This is a genomic window from Maribacter arcticus, assembly GCF_900167935.1.
GTDB lineage: Bacteria > Bacteroidota > Bacteroidia > Flavobacteriales > Flavobacteriaceae > Maribacter > Maribacter arcticus.
The window spans coordinates 447,528-465,978 of record NZ_FUYL01000002.1 but is presented as its reverse complement, the minus strand read 5'-3'; the positions used below and the strand labels follow the sequence as shown (position 1 = coordinate 465,978).

The window sequence follows — 18,451 nt, the reverse complement described above, 5'->3', positions numbered from 1 at the left end:
AAAGGTTAAAACTAAAGCACCTTATCACTTCGAGTAAATTTTCGAGGTACGAGGAAATTAGTATCGAGAAGATAGCGTGCAACAAAGGTTCTCGATACAATTCGTTTGCAGCAATCTACTCGAACTGACCATACTTAAACTCAAACAATAACCCGGATGTCACTTCGAGTGTTTTCAAACGAACTAGAGTGAGATTGAAAAAGTATCGAGAAGCATACATGTTCTAAAGAGTTCTCGATACAAGGTTCCCTTTCAGAATGTTTAGAGCAAAACTGGGTACCGTTTTGAAGCCCCGGAACACAGAAAGCTGGTCGTTTCGTAGTGGGTACACTTCACTTATCCGTGTGTTTGCACACGATTAACCTCCACTGACAACATTTTGTAGGAATTTACTTATAAAAAGTAGTTATTGAGGTTTTCAAATTAAGTTCCGTTTAACCTAAATTAATCCACACTATGAATGAATTCTCGAAACGTAGGGTAAAACTTGTATTTATACTTTCCCTATTCACTACGGGTATTACGGCACTATGGTTTTTTCTGGCCAGAAGTCTGAATTTGCACGAATTGAGCTTGTACATTGCAGCAACGATGCCTTTTTTCATCTGTTCCGCTATCATCTCAAAGGTAGGCAACCTCACTCTGGCACGTTTTATTTATCTAGTCGCCTTTAATATTAGCGTTGCGATAACTTCTTCTTTCATAGGAAAGGCAGGTAGTGTTGAATTTATATTACTATTTGCCATGGCATTACCCTTTGTGTTTTTCTCATTTAGACGGGAAAAATCCTACGTCGCACTTTTTCCTGTGCTATCCATAGTACTTTGGATTCTTCTCTATGTTACGGATTTTAATTTATTTACCATCACAAAGATAGATACGACACTTGCAGACACGTATATTTATCCCGTATCTATTTTCACTACTGCGGTGCTTGTGACCTACCAATTGATATTTTTCTCCATGATCAATGCTCGCTATTATTCCAATATACAAGATGAACGGGAAGATGCCATTGAAGCATCTAATGCCAAGTCACAGTTTCTAAGCATGATGAGCCATGAGATACGAACGCCCATGAATGCTATTATAGGACTCTCTCATATTTTGGGGGATACCAATCCTAGACCAGATCAAGAGGAAAATATAGAAGCCCTAAACTACTCGGGCAAAATACTATTGAATTTACTGAACAATGTATTGGATTATAGCAAGATGGAAACAAGCGGTGTAGCTCTTGATCCCATTCCTACAGATGTTATGTCGGCTGTAAAGCAGATAAAAAAGATTCATGAGCCAGGTTGTTTAGGGAAAGGGATTACGTTTAAATTACAGGTCGACGAAAAACTTCCAATGTTGTTGTTAGATATTGTCCGGTTTAACCAGGTGATAAATAATCTGGTCTCTAATGGCATAAAGTTTACGAAACAAGGAAGTGTAACCCTAAAAATTACAAAACAGGAAGACCGCAATGGTAATGTGCGTATGCGTACCGAAATTATAGATACGGGAATTGGTATTACAAAAGAACAACAAGAGAAAATATGGCAGCCATTTACCCAAGCCTCTATTAATACCAATCGCTTATATGGTGGTACGGGATTGGGTCTTCCTATCGTAAAAAGTATCGTAGAAGCCATGGGCTCTGCGGTACACATAGAAAGTGAAGTAGCACAGGGTAGTCGTTTTTACTTTGATATAGAAGTAAAGTCTATTTCTAACGAGAAGTTGAACCAAGATAGTGGGAAAAAAGAACGTAATCTAAAAGGTAGAAGAATACTACTCGTAGAAGATAACAAAATAAATATCATGGTAGGCAAACAGATATTAGAGAGGGCCAACCTTGTGGTAGATGTCGCCTTTGATGGTCTCATGGCGGTAAATATGGTCAAAGAAAATGATTACTGTGCTGTTCTTATGGATATTCAAATGCCCATAATGGATGGGTATACCTCTTCCATAGAAATAAGAAAATTCAATACCACCTTACCAATTTTAGCGCTATCTGCCTCGGTATTCTTAGAAGTAAAGAGCAAGATAGAACAGAGTGGTATGAACGGATTTATTTTTAAACCCTTTGACCCCGAAGACCTTTACAACAGAATTGAGGCGGTGATAGATATGCCGCTAGCTTCCTAAATTTTAGCATACCCCTACCGTAAACATAAGGAAAACGATGTATTAGTTGAAGCCTGATAATTGGTTTCGCTCGTATTTTTTCTAAATATCTTGTTGATACCATCCTGTTACGCCTTACCCTAACTTAATCAAAATTAATACGGTCGCGAATGGTGCCATCTTCTCTATGAATAATAACATCGGCTTGGTACTTGCGGGCAATGCGTTTAGCTTTGTTAATAGCCGTAGTCTGGAGTCTGTGTTTAGAAGTAATGCGTTTATTGCCTTCGCGCCGTACTGCCCAATCGTTTTTATAGGGTACTACATGTTGGTGCCATGTTCGTCCTCTTTTACCTTGGCGGGCACTATTAAAAAAAACTTCTACCAGTTCAATTAAAATAGTAAGCCAAGATCGGGAAGTGTTGTTTTTGGTCATGGTACATTTAGTCTAGTTTTCGAAGATACTATTTTCAGGGAAGATGGTTAACGAACTTTGGAACACGCGAGCTTCTCGATATATTTTCATTTCCGCTCTTGCTCAATGAAAACACTCGAAGTGACAAAGGAGCTATAATTATCAAATGTCAGTTCGAGTGGCGCCCTGAAAGTGACGTTGTATCGAGAACCCTTTGGTACACGCTTACCCTTTTAGCTGACGTAATATTTCTGCTATGGCAGCATCTAGCTGGGGTTGTTCCCCTTCCAAACGTTGTTTAAAGTTTTCTGGTACGGTAATGTCTGGTGCTACCCCTGTTTTTTCCAGATCTTGGCCATCTAAAGTAAAACAGCCCCATGCGGGTAGGCGGTAAAAAGAGCCATCTACCAACCCTTTGCCCGAGGTAAAGATGATCCAACGGTAGGTTTCCGTCCCTAGGGTTTTACCCAGTTTTAGGGCTTTGAACCCGGCAGCGGTCATTTCGGCATCGCTCAAGCTTTGTTCATTCATTAATAGAATGATGGGCTTTACCGCAGGGGCAAAATTAGGTTGGGGAGCTAAGCCCCCATCCCGGTATTTCCATTTTAGGTAGGGTTTTTGCGATAAAAATTGAAGCACCTCATCATGTACGTTGCCACCGGTATTAAAGCGTAGGTCTAAAATCAAGGCCTCCCGCTGGTTGGTTTCCGAAACCATTTCCCGTTTAAAATGTTCCAGTTCGCTACCGCCCATATTTTTCATATATACATAGGCTATCTTCTTGTTCCCATGTTCATCTACATATTTTTGGTTGGCATCTACCCAGGTATCATAGAGCAAGTTTCGTTGGGCCGTATTGCTTATGGGGTGTAGGTTGATAGCAATCGTTTTTCCATCACGCTTAAAATCCATCTGTATTTCTTTATCCAAGGAAGGTTCGTTAAAGTAGGCTTCTCGGTTCTTCTTCGGGTCTATGGCTTGCCCGTTTACGGCTACTAGTACATCGCCTTTTTTGAGATTTTTTCCGGTAACATCCGCAGGACTATCAGCAATAATGGACTCTACCGTAAAGGGATTCTCGTTAGAAAATTCAATGCCCACGGCCAAGGTCTTGGTTTTATAAAACACATTCTCTTCATCGCCAGAGGAGTTAAAGCCAAAGTGAGAGGTATTGAGTTCTCCTAACATGTCATTGAACAATACCCGCAGTTGGTTGCGGTTGGTTAAATAGGGCAGGTACTGCTCATATTTTTTGCGGAGCAGTGTCCAGTCCTCTCCATGGAAATCGCCATCGTAAAAATTCTCCTCGAAGCCGGCCCAAGCTTCCTGGAACATTTGACGAAACTCCTCTGAAAGATTGCGGCGAAAGGTAAAGTCCATTTCAATTTTTTCGGTCTTGTTTTTTTCGATATCTAACGTATGTAGGTTGCCTTTGCCCAACAGATAATAGCTGTCTTTGGCACCCGCTAGTTGATAGCCGTTTAGTTCATCATCTAGAACCATTTCTATCTTATTCTTTTCAAAGGGTTTGATAATGGTTTTCCACAGTTTTGATTTTCCCTCATCATGGTTGCTGATGTACAGCACGTGCATGGCCTCTTCTTTTTCGATTACGGTGGGGCTCGTTTGCTTCCCGAACGCAGGGCTTATAGCGGTGATGCGTTCCATGATACCATCAGGATTGATGGTAATGGTGATGGGCTTTTTCTTTTCTTCCTCCGCTTTGTCCTTCTTTTCATCCTTTTCATCCTTGTCATCCTTGTCGTCCTCCTTTTCCTTTTCTTCTTCTTTGAACAGTTCATCATACTTTTCATAGGTAAAGGCATCTTCATATTTATCTAAGGGCATCTGGTAAATCTGCGATTCGTTTAGACCATAGGGGTAGCTGGGCTTGGTCAAGTTAGCCATCATGTATAGGTATTTGCCATCAGGGGACCAAACAGGATCGCTTTCGGTAACGCCGGTATTGGTTAGGTTGGTAATTTTTTTGTCGGATAAACGGATGACAAATACATCGTTCTCAAAATTACGGATGGCATTATAGGCAATGTATTTTCCGTTGGGCGAGAAGTGGGGTTGTGGGGCATAGAGCGCCCAAAACTCATCTTTGACCACGGTCTCACTTTTAAAATTAGACAAATCTAACAGGCGTAGTTCATCCCTTCCGCTAATGTATAGGGCTTTGCTGAGGTCTGGATCCAAAACAATATTTACGTTGTTGCGTAGGTCATTGGTATGCTGTTTTTCGGGCACACTCCCATCGGCGGCAATCGTGAACAGGTTGGTATAGCCCTTATAGGTACGGTTGTATAAAAGGGTTTTGTTATCTTTTAACCAGGTTATTTCTAGCACCCGCTCTGCTGGATCGGTAGTTATATGTTTAATGAATTTCCCCTTTACATCAGAAACGAACAGTTCTCCCCGTGATATGAAGGCTAGTTTTTTATTGTCTGGCGAAACGGAAAAATTGCTGATGTTGCCCTGTACCTTAAAATCTTGGGTTTTGGTCAAGGTGCTGTTTTCTGTGATCTTGATGGGGATTTTGGTAGCGGTTTTGGTCGCCACATTGTAGCCGTAAACTTGATAATCTTTCCCAAAGACTACCAGTTCCCCGTTGGCACTAACTTGGGGGCGGCCAATAGACGTTTCAAATTTGGTGTGTTGCACTTTGGCACCATTGACCATTTCGTACAAGTTATATTCCCCATTGGCTTCATCAGATACAAAATAGAGGTTTCCGTCCAGGTCTAAAGTAGCCCATAGATCTTTACCCGCATAGTTGGTGTATTCCTTATAGGTCTTGGTCTTAGGGTTATAGGATTTTATATCGGGATTATAGGCGCCCTTATAGCGTTTGCGATGCGTAAAAATTTTGGCTTCCCAACTTTCATTAAAAAATACTTCTTCCGTCTTTGGATGGATGGCAATATTGGCCACCGTATTAAAAAAGTTTTCAAACAAACGTTTGGGAGTACCACCCATAACAGCCACTTCATACCCCGAATAGCGGTTGTTTCGTGATGAGGTAAAATAGAGGCTCTTGGAATCCCATGCCCAGCTATCCATGTCGTCTGCTGCATCGTTGAAGGTAAGTTGCTGAATACTGCCCCCTTCCATGGGCATTACAAAGATGTCTCTGTTGCCAAATTGGGTAGCACTGAAGGCCAGCCATTTGCCGTCTGGGGAAATCCGGGGTAGGGTCTCTTCCCCGTCCATGGCCGTTAAACGTACGGCGGTACCGCCCGTTGCGGGAACACTCCAAAGATCGGTATCATAGCTAAAAACAATGGTTTTTGCATCGGGAGATACGGTTGGGTCCATTAAAAAATAGGCTTCTTGGGCTTGGAGGTTGCTAACAAGAAAACCGAATAAAAGAACAAGGAATGGTTTAAAATACATGGCGGATTTTTTAAGAAGATGAAAGATACAAAAAGTACCGAAGCACTATAGGTTGCTTGGGGTTGTTGTAGCGGGTTCGCCCTACTACTTTATGAATAGGTGTTATAACTATCGTCTGTAACCTCATGAAATGTCACTTACGAAACAGCATCGCTAGAATACCTATTATAGGTACTTCCGTTACTTTCTGATTTAACCTTCTTAATCATATCTGAGAAAGATGATTTGGCGTGTAGATTAGTAAACCAAAAAATAATCAGTACTTTTATTCGCTAAGAAATCAACCTTAAACCATGACTTTACTAGGCTCGCGTTCACCGGTTTTTAGCAGTTTACGTTGACCCCCTATTTCCCCATGAAACAATTATCGACTCTATTTTTTAAGTTTTTACAGTTCGTTAAAAATCATCCGTTCAAAACCGCTGGGTATTTTTTTGCTTCAATAATTTGCCTTCTCTTTTTACTCGTGCTTACTACCTATTTGGGATTGTTTGGAAGTATACCCCAAGAGGCTGAACTGAAAGCTCTTAAAAACCCCATTACCTCTACACTATATGGTAGCGATAATGAACCCATTGGGTACTATTTTTTGCAAAATCGCTCTAATATAGACAGTACCCAACTTAACCCTTTTCTGGTAAAAGCGCTCGTTGCTACAGAAGATGCTCGGTTTTATAGCCATCGCGGTATTGATTACAAAAGTTACGGCCGCGTATTGGTGAAATCGATACTCCTTGGGCAGGGTAAGGGCGGTGGCAGCACCATTACGCAGCAAATCGCTAAAAATCTCTTTGGCAGACAAAAACAATTTTTCTTATCGACCCCAATCAACAAAATACGAGAACTTTTCATCGCTAGAAGGTTAGAGAATATTTATAGTAAGGAAGAAATCTTACTGCTCTATTTTAACACGGTTTCTTTTGGCGAGAATCTCTACGGTATAGAAAAGGCGGCCGAACGTTTTTTCAACAAAACACCTGCGGAACTATCTTTGGCAGAATGTGCAACCTTGGTAGGTGTATTAAAAGCACCCACGGCTTACAATCCTAGAAATAATCCTAAAAAATCACAAGAACGCCGTAACGTGGTGTTGAAACAACTTTTAAAGTACAACTACATTAACGATAGCACCTATAATGAGGCCTTGACCCCTTTGGAACTGCAGTATACGCCACCAAAAAAAGTATCCTCATTGACTGCCTATTACAAAGAATTCGTGAAGGCCGAATTCGATACTTGGGCGCAAGCCAACCCTAACGAAGGTGGGCATGTGTATACCCTTGAAGCAGACGGACTCAAGATATACACGACCATAAACCCGTATGTTCAAAGATACTTGGAACGCTCTATGACCCGCCAATTAGAACGGTTGCAAAAATATATGGAAACCTATTGGACCAGCGAGACTATAGAAGGAGGCAAAGACGTGTTGATCGATAAGCTTATCGCTGGCCAGCCACCAATAAAAAGGCTTAAAAGTCAAGGTAAAAGTGACGATGAAATTGCAAGGATTACCAACGAAAAGAAGGACAGAAACTATTGGGAAATAGGGGAAGGATTTCAACCCAGGTCGCAGTCGCTTCGTGATTCCATTGTCTCCGCAATTACCCGATTGCATACCGGCATGATTGCCGTACACAGTAAAACTGGCAGAATTATGGGGTATTTGGGCGGAATCGATTACGGCTTCTCTCAGACCGATCAGGTAACCAACAAAAAACAGGTAGGCTCCCTTTTTAAGCCCATTACCTACCTTACCGCACTACAAAGCGGCGAAGACCCCTGTACTTTTTACGATAACGTTTTGCGAACCTATTCGCAGTACGAAGATTGGAAGCCCAGAAACGCGAACAACACCTACGGCGGCAGCTATAGTTTGCACGGGGCATTGGCGAACTCTATAAACACCGTTGCCGTAACCCTACAATTAAAAATGGGCAATGAGCGCGTGATTAACATGGCCAAAAAAATGGGCATTGATTCGGAAATTCCCGATGTTCCATCTATAGTTTTGGGCACCGCAGAACTTAGCCTTCTGGAAACTGTCCGCGCCTATGCGAGTATTTCTAACGGTGGTTACACCATTAGCCCTTTTGCGATAGACCGTATAGAAACCCAAGAGGGCCAACTTCTTTTTGAAGCCAAACCGGCGTATGGAGGTCGCGTAGCAAGTACCGAAGACATAGCGGCACTTCAAAAAATGATGGAGGAAGTCACCACCGAAGGTAGCGGCAAGGCCATGGGTTTTTATGAAATTCCGTTCAATATTATCGGCAAGACCGGCACCACACAAAACAATGGTGATGGTTGGTTTATAGGTGCTTCACCAGAATTGGTGGTGGGTGCCTGGGTTGGTACTTTAGATAAGCGCGTGCAGTTTGGCCGCGGTTCCGGTTCACAAACCGCGTTGCCCATGGTAGCCTCGGTTTTTAAAAGTTTAAGTAGTTGGAAAAACCCTATGCTAACTCAATTTGAATACGAGGAGCACTACTTCCCATGCCCATCATTTTCTGAATTGCCGGCTCCAGAAGCTTATGCGTTCTTTCAATCGGACACTACCTATCTACAGCAATTGAAAATTCGGGATTCACTTGACATTATGAGCAGAACCAAAATTGATTCGTTGATAATGGCCCCGGTTATAGGTATAGACTCTATTGCTATAGACACGGTACTTCAGAAGGAACTTGTGCTGCCCAGTAATTGAGGCCATTTCGTTTTAGCAATAAGCTTGCTAACCCAATTAAAGATCATCTATAGAAACATCGATTTTAAAAACAAGAATACCACTCTTGTCCTTCATAGGCATAGGTCAATTTCGTGTTGTTCTTGCTAAATAGGGTCATTTCGGGATTCGTCTTATAATTACTGACTAAAATAGGTTCCATATACGCTCTCATCGCCTCAATATCTATTTCTTTTTTTGACATCCAAACTAAAGTATACTTGTTTTGCAAGGTGTTCTTTTCCATTGCCTCTGCACTATCAAGTCTAGTACCTTCGTCAACCATTAAAGGGCAATTTTTGCTTATTTCATTCGCTGTTGTCACCAAGGTTTTATCAAAAGATTCGGAACCCTTAAATAACCATTGCGGAGCAAAGAAGCAAACAACGAAGGCTATAGCAGCCACAATCAAGGTGATGAGCTTGTTCTGTTTTACAGGTGTAATCGAAACCGGTTTCGTTGTTTAGGCTTCTGTTTTTACGGTTTCCGTGTTGGGCAGCGCGAACCCACAGCCGGAGCAATATTTTGCATTTTTGGAAAGAATCAAATTGATATGATGGCCCCAGCCGTAAAAATATATACGATAGACACTGAAAATTTCTATAAAACCTCAAGAGGCACCTCGTATGCTTCACCCATGTTAGCAGGTACTGCGGCACTTTTAAAATCCTATTTTCCATATTTAACGGCAGCACAATTAAAAGAAATCATTCTTTCTTCTGGCACTAAATTGGATTTAAAGGTAAACCGACCAGGAAATGAGGAAGGTGATGCGCTTGTCCCTTTTTCCATTCTTTCAAAAACGGGGAGTATCTTAAATAGCGATGCCGCTTTTCAAAAAGTCATGGCCATGGTGAAGTAGTGGTTGTTTTAGTTTAGGCGTCCGTTCGATAAAAATCCTGAAAGAGGTTTTGCATTCCTGCCAACCTTGTAGGCGGGCAACTTTTACTCCCGAAAAGATTGCAAATCCAACTCGAAGTGACAAATAATAATTTTCAACCAAAATGCAACGGCAACTATGCATAAGTTCATTATTTTTAAGTCATCTAAATGTTCCCTATGAAATTGAATCTGCGTTTTAGTACCCTACAGCCTGTTCTAGTATTCATCTTTTTGGCCTTGGTGGCCAGCTGTGCTGAGAAGCAGAAAAATGAGGGCGATGCAACCAAAGCATCAGCCAAAATATACATCACAGCCCTAGACAAATCACAACTTTTACAAGAGCATGATGTAGCTACAAAAAGTACGACTACGCCAGCGGGTACCATACAAGTAGACCCAAGTACCACCTACCAAGAAATTGATGGTTTTGGGTACACCCTTACAGGTGGTAGTGCGCTACATATCAGTAACATGTCCGCACCCGCTAGAACGGCTTTGTTACAAGAACTATTTGGTACAAGCACTAACAGTATTGGAGTTAGTTATTTGCGTTTAAGTGTGGGAGGTTCCGATTTAGATGAATACCCTTGGTCGTACAACGATTTGCCCAAAGGCGCTACCGATGTAGAACTTGCGCAATTCTCATTGGCCTATGATACCTTGTATTTGATTCCCGTACTGAAAGAGATTTTAAAAATATCCCCAGAACTAAAACTCATGGGTTCGCCGTGGTCTCCCCCTGTGTGGATGAAAGATAATAAAGACACCCGTGGCGGTAGTTTATTGCCCGAATATCAAGCGGTGTATGCGAACTATTTGGCAAAATATATACAAGAAATGGCAAAGCAGGGCATTACAATAGACGCCCTCACCATACAAAACGAACCCTTGCACCCGGGTAACAATCCAAGTCTATTAATGCTTGCTGACCAACAGGCCAATTTCATTAAAAATGATTTAGGCCCTACGTTCAAAAACCTTGGAATTAAAACGAAAATTATCATTTATGACCACAATGCCGACCGACCAGATTATCCTATTTCTATCTTAAATGATGCAGATGCGGCCCAATATATAGATGGTTCGGCTTTTCATATGTATGGAGGTGAGATAGAAGCCTTGTCTGAAGTTCATGAGGCACACCCCACCAAGAACCTCTATTTTACCGAGCAATGGGTAGGTGCTCCCGGAGATTTTGCCGGAGATGTCGCTTGGCACAACGAAGTATTGATTATTGGTGCTACCAGAAACTGGAGCAAAACCGTGTTGGAATGGAATGTAGCAGCCGATGAACATCAGAATCCGCATACCGACCGAGGTGGTTGCGACCGTTGCATGGGTGCATTGACGATAATAGGTGATTCTGTAGTCCGTAATCCTTCCTATTACATCATTGCACAGGCATCTAAATTTGTGTCCCCTGGGTCTGTTCGTATGGCTTCAACGACTTTGGACAATGTGCCCAATGTAGCCTTTAAAACTTCCGATGGAGAATTGGTTACCATCCTTCAGAATAAAGAAGCGGCAGCCAAGACTATAGAAATACAACTAGGTGAAACGGCTGTTTTTGTGGAGATGCCGGCAAAATCGATAGGGACTTTAGTCTATAAAAACCCCAATGGATCTTAAGGATTCTACACATTTTAAAAGTGGAAAAAAGGAGTATATGTTATAAAGTTTGTGCGCGGTTCTACAATTAAACGTTTAAAAAATAGTTTGAAGATTTATAGTATAAATTCTAAAATTAAAAGTAGTAGTAAGTAATGGCAAAGATTGAAATTAAAGGTTCTCCCGAAGAACTTGAAAGAGTAGCCACTTTCTTGGCAAACAACAACATAAAGTGAAATGTCGTAAAGGATTACGGAAATCACTCGTTAGACGATATCGATAGGTACGAACATCTTATAAGTAAGTATACGTAAATTTTTTTGTACCTTATTTAAATATGCACATACTATGAAAGGCTTACAAGATATTAAAACAGCAATAGACCTTTATGTAGACGATACCAATACGTCTGCACTAAAGGTCGTAGATGCGCTACACAAATATTACTTCAATAAGGCGGTAACAGCCGAGATTAAACTGTACAAAAAGAAGAAGAAAAAAGTTGCTGAAATTACGAAGGACTTAAAAATATCGCACCGACGGTTTTATAAGATCTTAGAAGATAAAAAGGTGGAGTTCACCAAATACAATAAGACTAAAGAAGAAGAGGCGTAATTGGTAACATTCTTTTATAGAAAAGGATTGAAAAAGTATTTTCAAATCAAGATGGTATCACCTCGTAAATTGCAGTTCTTATAGCGCTTTCGGTTAGTATTCCGTTAAATGTAAAGAATATGAATACCTTTAAAAAGGAGTAGAATTCTAGGAAGTAAGCGTTACATATGTAACCAATCATTAAATAATTCAATATAAAAAGTATGAGAAAAGTATTATTTATTATAGGAATGGTATTGGCTTTAATTACCATCGTGAATAGTTTTTTCACAATGGGCGATACACGTCCATTTTTCGGATTTGAAATGAATATTTGGGTATATCGTTTAATTTGGCTTGGATTGTTCAGTATAATTCTAAAGGGTTATCTCAAAGAATCTAAAAAGTTCAAATAAAGGATGTATTAAAATGTAATTGCCAAAAGTTGAAGGTAATTATACCTCACCAACCTTTATACCTCAATGAAAAAGCGAAAAATTAAAATCAACGATATCATTTTTGTGGTGTTCATAGCCTTGCTTCTAATACCACAGACCAGAACACCGATACAGGTTGCACTCAATAAGTTAAAAGTTGCCGTATGGTCGCCAAGTATTTCAGATACCGAAGACCAAGAACAGGTGGTTCCTTTTGAATATGCGGTACAAGAGCTGAATGGTATACCGAAACGTATTGCCATTGGCCAAGGGAAGGTTACTTTTTTAAGTTATTGGGCAACATGGTGTCCGCCATGTATTGCAGAGCTACCGGGCATTCAAGAACTATATGCCGATTACGGCGACAACGTTAATTTTGTCTTAGTAACTCAAGAAGAGACAGAGAAAGTGCAACGATTTATCACCAAAAAAGGCTATGATTTGCCGGTGTATATACCGCAAATGCAAGCACCAGAACTATTACAAAGCAACAGCCTTCCCACCAATTATATTATAGATGCCAAAGGTGCTATTATTATCAAAGAAACCGGTGCCGCTGATTGGAACAGCGCCAAAGTACGAACACTTTTAGATGAATTACTGTTGAATTAAGCACAACACTAGAGAATTTTTCTATAGGCATTTTTGAATATAGGCAGCCATCATCTCTTTTTTAGCCAATGCCCTTTCAGCAAAATTAAAGAGACTTAAACACCTATCGAGGTTTTGATTTTCGTAAGTGACTTTGTAGTAGGTATTATTATTCAAGTAATCGGTTAGTGCCCGCAAACCATGAATAAAGGGCATAAACACGGCGCCAAGTGGCAAACTTTGCTTTTCTTCTTCCGTCAAAAAAGACTCGTTAGTTGCTAGTCCGTCAACAAAAGCTTCAAACAATTCGCTGTTAAAAGTTATAAGGTCATGATTTTGCTCATCTTCAGGGGCAACATTGACCACAGTTCTAATCGCATCACCAAAATCATAATAGAAATAACCTTTCATAATGGTATCGAGGTCAATGAGGCACAAGGCTTTATCACTGTTTTTAGAGAATAATATATTATTTAGTTTGGTATCATTATGACAGATACGCACAGGCAGATTTTCATTGTTTAAATGCTCTAGTTCCTTTAAAAAATGATGTGCTTTTTTTATCGCTTCGGCTGCAATTTCACGTTTGTCTACTTCGGAAGTTGCTAACGCTTCTTTGAACTCATGTGCCCTATGGTCAAGATGGTGAAATTTAGGCAGGGTATCTTTGAACAGGGTAACATCAGCCTTTTTTAATAGGCTGTGAAAGCCGCCAACGATTCGGCCCGTTTCAAAAGCAGTACTCGTATTTGTGGTCGTGTTATAGGTGGTACTATCGGGAATGTAGGTCATGATACGCCAATAATCACCATTTATTTGAAGGCAATTTTCTCCGCTTTTGGTAGGCAGAAAAGTTATTTGCGCATAGTCATCTGCTGTTAAATAGGGCAGAGCATAATTGATATTATCCATCAATATACCTGTGTTTTTAAACACAATATGATTTATCCTCTGCAGAATAAATTGCTGCTTTTCATCATCGGTAACAAGAAAAGTATCATTTATAAGTCCTGCAGTTAGGGGTGTATATTGAATGTGATTTCCGTTGAGGTTGAATTCTTGAAGTATATCAAGTATGTTCTGCTGTTGAATCATAAATGGGTCATGCAATTTGGTGATTAAAGGTATTGAAATTGCTATAAAAATTGAATCTCTATTGTAGGGTATTATTCAACGATAAATTTAAATACCTCTTAGTCGTTAATATCCACCGCCTACTACTATAAGAAAATAGTACTTTGTGTAGCAAACAAAATGTGTTGTCAAGCATTAAGAATAAGAATTTTAAAAGGAATGAAGCTTTCCATATGTGTAAGTAAGATGAGTAGCGTAATATTAAAAAAGAGGTTTTTTAACTTAATTCTGTGCAGTACATCTAATGGAAATACGATTTTGAAAATATCGAAGTTAATAGCATAACTAAAAATTTTTCCCAAGAATGATTAAGATTAAAGCTTACTTAAAAGTTTCCGTATTATTTTTTACTTCCTATTATGCACAAGCCCAATGTGAGGTTTTTAAAAGTGAGATTACCGATGTGCAGCATTATATGCTACAGGTGAGTCAATTGACCGATTCATTAAGGACATCTGCTGAAACGGCCTCGTATGATGCAAAGTTAAGTACGGCCCGTACAAACACAAAAACGGTTATGTTGCTTATGGGCCAGGCGGTTACTGCAGCTGAAGAAGCTGTTGTTCTTGCTTCAGAAGCGCAATACGATTCTGAAAGTTGCGGATTAGAAGAAGCTATAAGCTATACCATTGATGCCGAAAGAAACGCTATCGATGCACGTGATTTTGCAAGCGAAGCTTTTGAAAATGTAAAGAGTGCATCAAAATCTAAAAACCTTGGTAATTTACAGTTTCATATGAGAAAGGCACAACGTGTGCTTAGAGAGGTACGAAATTCTGCCGATGCTTCAGCTTATGCTGCAGAAATTGCACATTACAGTTGTAGCCATGATATGGATCATACGATGGGGGATAAATAAATACGGCAAAAATTTAAAATTTAAAAAACCATGGAGATGCATCCATGGTTTTTTTGTGTCTTGTAGTTTCATTAGATAACTTATATATTTAGTAGGTAAGCACTTACGGTTTTATTGATTTAATTTTTTATCTTCAACAGTATTATCTTTTGACCTGGGATAAATAAAGACGTATTAACCATCTAAACCAAACACCATGAGAACTACAAGAACGCTTCGTTTTCTTATTGCCATTTTATCCTTTTCCTATTTGGGATCGGTTCATGCACAAGACCCTACTGTCACAATCACCTTAACGGTCGATACCTCATTACTCGGTGATGACAGAGAAGCACCTGGGGGTTGTACGTTTAAAGTAGTACCGGCCGATAAGATTTTAGTAAATGACCCCAACAATCCTAAAACCTTTTCTATTAGGGTAGAGGAATCGGATATTATCGAATGGCAGGGCTTTACGACCACTGGCGGCGAAGTGAAAATGAAAAAAATTACTTTTATAGGTGGGACCGATATTTTTGAATCCAACCCTGTAAAAGGGCAAAACAGTAATGGTAAGGAAAAGATAAAGGCCAAACCCAATAAAAAAACACCTGCCGGTAAAGACTATGAATATAGTATTCGCTTTAAACCAGATGGTTTCAAATTTTATGACATTGACCCTAGGATCAAGGTTGGAAATCAATAAAAAATGAGTTGGGTAGTGATTACCTTTTCAGGGTACGGTTATGAAAAATAAAATCTATATTAAATTTTTTTTGGTTGTCTTTCTAGGCCTATGGATGGTTCAAGGGCAGGCACAGACGCTACATGAACTGGTGCTAACGGTAGACATAACGAAACCGAACAATGTAGCGAACAATTTTTTTAGTGCGGGAGATAATACTACTATTTTGGAAAGCAGTTCGGGGAAACGATTTGCTATTAGGGCAGAAGTAGGGGATTCCGTATTATGGAAGGCCAAGGCCGCCGGCGAATCACAAGTACCTGTGCATGTTGTTGGTGTCAATTACATCAGTGGGCCGCGTATTTTTAGTTCCAACACCTTAACCGGAAAAAGTTCTATTAAGGGGACCATTATTCGTGGAGGTAAGGAGAATTATGTCTACAAGCTTCACTATACCCTTGGGTCGGATACAAAGGTGTATGTCGTCACCGCTATAATCATGACAAAATAATAGCGATCAACGCTTTTTATATGAAGTTATTTTTTAAATGTAATGGATGGGCAAAAGTAGTCTTGTTGCTGTGCCTTATGGTCAAGGGGATGCCCAGTTTTGGTCAAAATGAAGCACTTGCCGATAGCTTGATTCAGGTGTATGAATCAGGCAACTATGATCCAGCGCTTAAACTTAAAATTTTATCGAGAATAACGGTTTACCTTCCCGATCCTGATCGTATTTTGGCATATAGCGATTCGTTGATGACGGAAGCCATACGGCAAGATTCCACTAAATATATATTTAATTCCCACTTACAGACCGGGAATGCGTTGCAACAAAAAGGAAATTTAAGTGGTGCGTTGGACAGTTATTTTAAGGCCTTGGAAATTACGGATAGAAATACCGAAAAAAACCAGGTGGCCATCATGTATACTGCCATTGCAGCTGTTTATGCTGGCATGAACAATAGGGAAAATGTGAGACAATACTATTCTGATGCCATTTCCATTTTTAAAACGGAACAGGATACGTTAAACTATGCCGTAGCCATGGAAAATTTAGGGGATACCTATTTGGAATGGTCCAAGCCAGATTCCGCATTGCTGTACTTCAACCAGTCTGGCCCGATATTCGAAAAATTGGGAAATAAAATTGCTCTGGCGTATAATTTAGGGAATAAGGGTCTTGCCTATGCACAAAAGGGAAGACCTACCAAAGCGGAGGAGAATATTGAGGAGGCCGTTGCCATATTGGAAGAGTTAGGAGATTACAGGCCCATTACGACCTACCTAAACTATATGTCGGATATCTATGCCGATAAGGAAGATTGGGACGGTGCGTTTGACTATGCCTTACGCTCCTTGGACCTCGCCAAACAGTATGGGTTAAAAGTACGGATAAGCAGTGCCTATTTAAAATTGTCAGAACTATATGAACGTACTGGGTATGCTTCCGCTTCCTTGAACTATTATCGTAAGTATATTGTTTTTAGAGATAGTGTGGTCAACCTCACCGCCGTACAACAAATGGCGGATATTCGTAGAAATTCTGAACAAGCACAGTTCAAGGCAGAACTAGATCTCACCAACCAGCAAAAACAAACCCAAAAAGTAGTGACCATCGCCACTGGCATTGCGTTGTTCTTGATTATTCTGTTAGCTATTGGTTTGTACAGGCGCAATGTGTTCACTAAACGTACCAATGCTATTATCGAAAAGGAAATGGCCCGCTCAGAGCGGCTGTTAGTCAATATCTTACCAGAGGAAACCGCACGAGAGTTAAAGGAATTTGGAAAGGTCAAGGCTAAGAAGTTCGAATCGGTCTCAGTTTTGTTTACCGATTTTGAGGCCTTTACCGCAGCTTCGGAACACGTTGATCCAGAGCTTTTGGTCACCCGATTAGGGTATTATTTCACGGCCTTTGATGATATCATCGAAAAATATGGATTGGAAAAAATTAAGACGATTGGAGATGCGTATATGTGTGCAGGAGGTTTGCCATTCCCAATAGAAGATCACGCTATAAAAATGGTAAAGGCGGCATTTGAGATACTACAGTTTGTAGAGGAAGCCAAGTCTGAAAAGGAAACCGATTTTTCATTTAACGTTCGTATAGGAATCAATACAGGACCTGTAGTTGCTGGGGTAGTGGGCAGCAAAAAATTCTCTTATGATATTTGGGGCGATACGGTAAACGTGGCTTCACGTATGGAAACTTTTTCTGATTCCGGTAAAATCAACATTAGTAAAAACACCTATAATTTAGTAAAGGATATTTTTGATTGTGAATTTAGAGGACAGATTGAAGTAAAGAATAAGGGTCTTATGAGTATGTATTTTGTAAAAGGACCACTTCAAAATATATAGTACTTCGAATAGTGCCGCTAAGAAACACATTAGGCAAGAAAGCAAAATTCAATTGAAATTTAAAATTTATAGACAAAACCGAGCGAATAACTATCTGCGTCATTGGCAAAACTCAGCTGCATATGTTCTCTTTGGTAGGGAGTGGTAAAAATATAGGCGCTACCGATACCGACAACCGCACCTGCCAAAACATCCCACCCATCATGTTTTTGGGCTTCTATACGACTATAACCGGTATAGCCTGCGAGAATATAAGCGGGTATACCATAGCTCCACCCATATCTTTTTTGAATAAAAGCAGCACTTTGAAATGTAGTTGAGGTATGCCCAGAAGGGAAGGCCCTATCTCCATTATTATAAGGTCTTTTTTTATCGGTCGCATATTTGAGTCCGATAGTAACTGCTTGATTAAGGGCAAAGCCTTTGGCAAATTGCCATGAACCTTCATAATCACCGGCTATTAGGCTACCTGTAAGTGCCGTTGCAGGCATAGCGAATAGTAACACATCGCCAGAATTTTGTATGGTTTTATTTTGACCATAAAAAATCGAAGTAGTAGCTAGTATGAAAAGAATTAGAAGTTTTCTGCACAGAATTTTAGGCTCGATAGAAGAAGGCATATCGTCTTGTGTTTGAATTTTAAAAAAAATACAATGCGATTCTT

The 18,451-nt window shown here is 40.1% G+C and carries 16 protein-coding genes; 11 read left to right on the top strand and 5 right to left on the bottom strand.

The genetic code is table 11. From position 1 onward, the window contains the following. Positions 1-456: 456 nt before the first annotated feature. A complete protein-coding gene (locus B5X55_RS04950) occupies positions 457-2,139 on the top strand; it encodes an ATP-binding protein (protein WP_079511492.1) in 1,683 nt (560 codons plus the stop codon). A gap of 124 nt (positions 2,140-2,263) precedes the next feature. Here the strand turns inward: B5X55_RS04950 and B5X55_RS04945 are convergent, their stop codons facing one another. Together B5X55_RS04945 and B5X55_RS04940 are read right to left on the bottom strand one after the other, a co-directional pair. Beyond that, positions 2,264-2,554 (bottom strand): DUF2188 domain-containing protein, encoded by a 291-nt coding sequence (locus B5X55_RS04945; RefSeq protein WP_079511491.1) that lies wholly within the window; start codon positions 2,552-2,554, stop codon positions 2,264-2,266. A gap of 204 nt (positions 2,555-2,758) precedes the next feature. Further along, positions 2,759-5,932 (bottom strand): S41 family peptidase, encoded by a 3,174-nt coding sequence (locus tag B5X55_RS04940; RefSeq protein WP_079511490.1) that lies wholly within the window; start codon positions 5,930-5,932, stop codon positions 2,759-2,761. A gap of 355 nt (positions 5,933-6,287) precedes the next feature. On the opposite strand from B5X55_RS04940, the gene B5X55_RS04935 reads away from it, so the two are divergent. Beyond that, positions 6,288-8,639: a transglycosylase domain-containing protein gene (locus B5X55_RS04935; RefSeq protein ID WP_079511489.1), complete on the top strand. Its 2,352-nt coding sequence runs from the start codon at positions 6,288-6,290 to the stop codon at positions 8,637-8,639. A gap of 64 nt (positions 8,640-8,703) precedes the next feature. Here the strand turns inward: B5X55_RS04935 and B5X55_RS04930 are convergent, their stop codons facing one another. Then, on the bottom strand, positions 8,704-9,063 hold the full coding sequence (locus B5X55_RS04930) for a DUF8479 domain-containing protein (protein ID WP_159447523.1): 360 nt from the start codon (positions 9,061-9,063) through the stop codon (positions 8,704-8,706). Here B5X55_RS04930 and B5X55_RS19130 point away from each other — a divergent pair. The 5 genes from B5X55_RS19130 to B5X55_RS04905 all read left to right on the top strand — a co-directional run bounded on the left by B5X55_RS19130 (position 9,022) and on the right by B5X55_RS04905 (position 12,790). Then, positions 9,022-9,519, top strand: a complete 498-nt coding sequence (locus B5X55_RS19130; protein WP_143814405.1) for a S8 family serine peptidase — start codon at positions 9,022-9,024, stop codon at positions 9,517-9,519. The two genes, B5X55_RS04930 and B5X55_RS19130, sit on opposite strands and share 42 nt — an antisense overlap. Positions 9,520-9,716: 197 nt before the next feature. Further along, complete coding sequence (locus B5X55_RS04920; RefSeq protein ID WP_079511486.1) at positions 9,717-11,168, top strand: glycoside hydrolase family 30 protein; 1,452 nt, start codon at positions 9,717-9,719, stop codon at positions 11,166-11,168. A 327-nt stretch (positions 11,169-11,495) separates the two neighbouring features. Beyond that, a complete protein-coding gene (locus B5X55_RS04915) occupies positions 11,496-11,762 on the top strand; it encodes a hypothetical protein (RefSeq protein WP_079511485.1) in 267 nt (88 codons plus the stop codon). A gap of 203 nt (positions 11,763-11,965) precedes the next feature. Next, positions 11,966-12,157, top strand: coding sequence for a hypothetical protein (locus B5X55_RS04910; protein ID WP_079511484.1), 192 nt, complete (start codon positions 11,966-11,968; stop codon positions 12,155-12,157). A gap of 66 nt (positions 12,158-12,223) precedes the next feature. Beyond that, positions 12,224-12,790 (top strand): TlpA family protein disulfide reductase, encoded by a 567-nt coding sequence (locus B5X55_RS04905; RefSeq protein ID WP_079511483.1) that lies wholly within the window; start codon positions 12,224-12,226, stop codon positions 12,788-12,790. A 21-nt stretch (positions 12,791-12,811) separates the two neighbouring features. On the opposite strand, the gene B5X55_RS04900 is transcribed toward B5X55_RS04905, so the two are convergent. Further along, complete coding sequence (locus tag B5X55_RS04900) at positions 12,812-13,864, bottom strand: phosphotransferase enzyme family protein (RefSeq protein WP_079511482.1); 1,053 nt, start codon at positions 13,862-13,864, stop codon at positions 12,812-12,814. 343 nt (positions 13,865-14,207) lie between these two features. Here B5X55_RS04900 and B5X55_RS04895 point away from each other — a divergent pair, with 343 nt between their 5' ends. From B5X55_RS04895 to B5X55_RS04880, 4 genes are all read left to right on the top strand, one after another. Next, the gene (locus tag B5X55_RS04895; protein ID WP_079511481.1) at positions 14,208-14,762 is read left to right on the top strand and encodes a hypothetical protein; all 555 of its coding nucleotides are present in this window, start codon (positions 14,208-14,210) and stop codon (positions 14,760-14,762) included. A gap of 196 nt (positions 14,763-14,958) precedes the next feature. Then, the gene (locus tag B5X55_RS04890; protein WP_079511480.1) at positions 14,959-15,447 is read left to right on the top strand and encodes a hypothetical protein; all 489 of its coding nucleotides are present in this window, start codon (positions 14,959-14,961) and stop codon (positions 15,445-15,447) included. Positions 15,448-15,487: 40 nt separating this feature from the next. Beyond that, positions 15,488-15,937, top strand: coding sequence for a hypothetical protein (locus B5X55_RS04885; RefSeq protein ID WP_079511479.1), 450 nt, complete (start codon positions 15,488-15,490; stop codon positions 15,935-15,937). Between the two features lie 20 nt (positions 15,938-15,957). After that, entirely contained in the window at positions 15,958-17,787 is a 1,830-nt protein-coding gene (locus tag B5X55_RS04880) for an adenylate/guanylate cyclase domain-containing protein (RefSeq protein ID WP_079511478.1), read from the top strand. 59 nt (positions 17,788-17,846) lie between these two features. On the opposite strand, the gene B5X55_RS04875 is transcribed toward B5X55_RS04880, so the two are convergent. Beyond that, positions 17,847-18,407: a phosphatase PAP2 family protein gene (locus B5X55_RS04875; RefSeq protein WP_079511477.1), complete on the bottom strand. Its 561-nt coding sequence runs from the start codon at positions 18,405-18,407 to the stop codon at positions 17,847-17,849. Between the last annotated feature and the right edge of the window lie 44 nt (positions 18,408-18,451).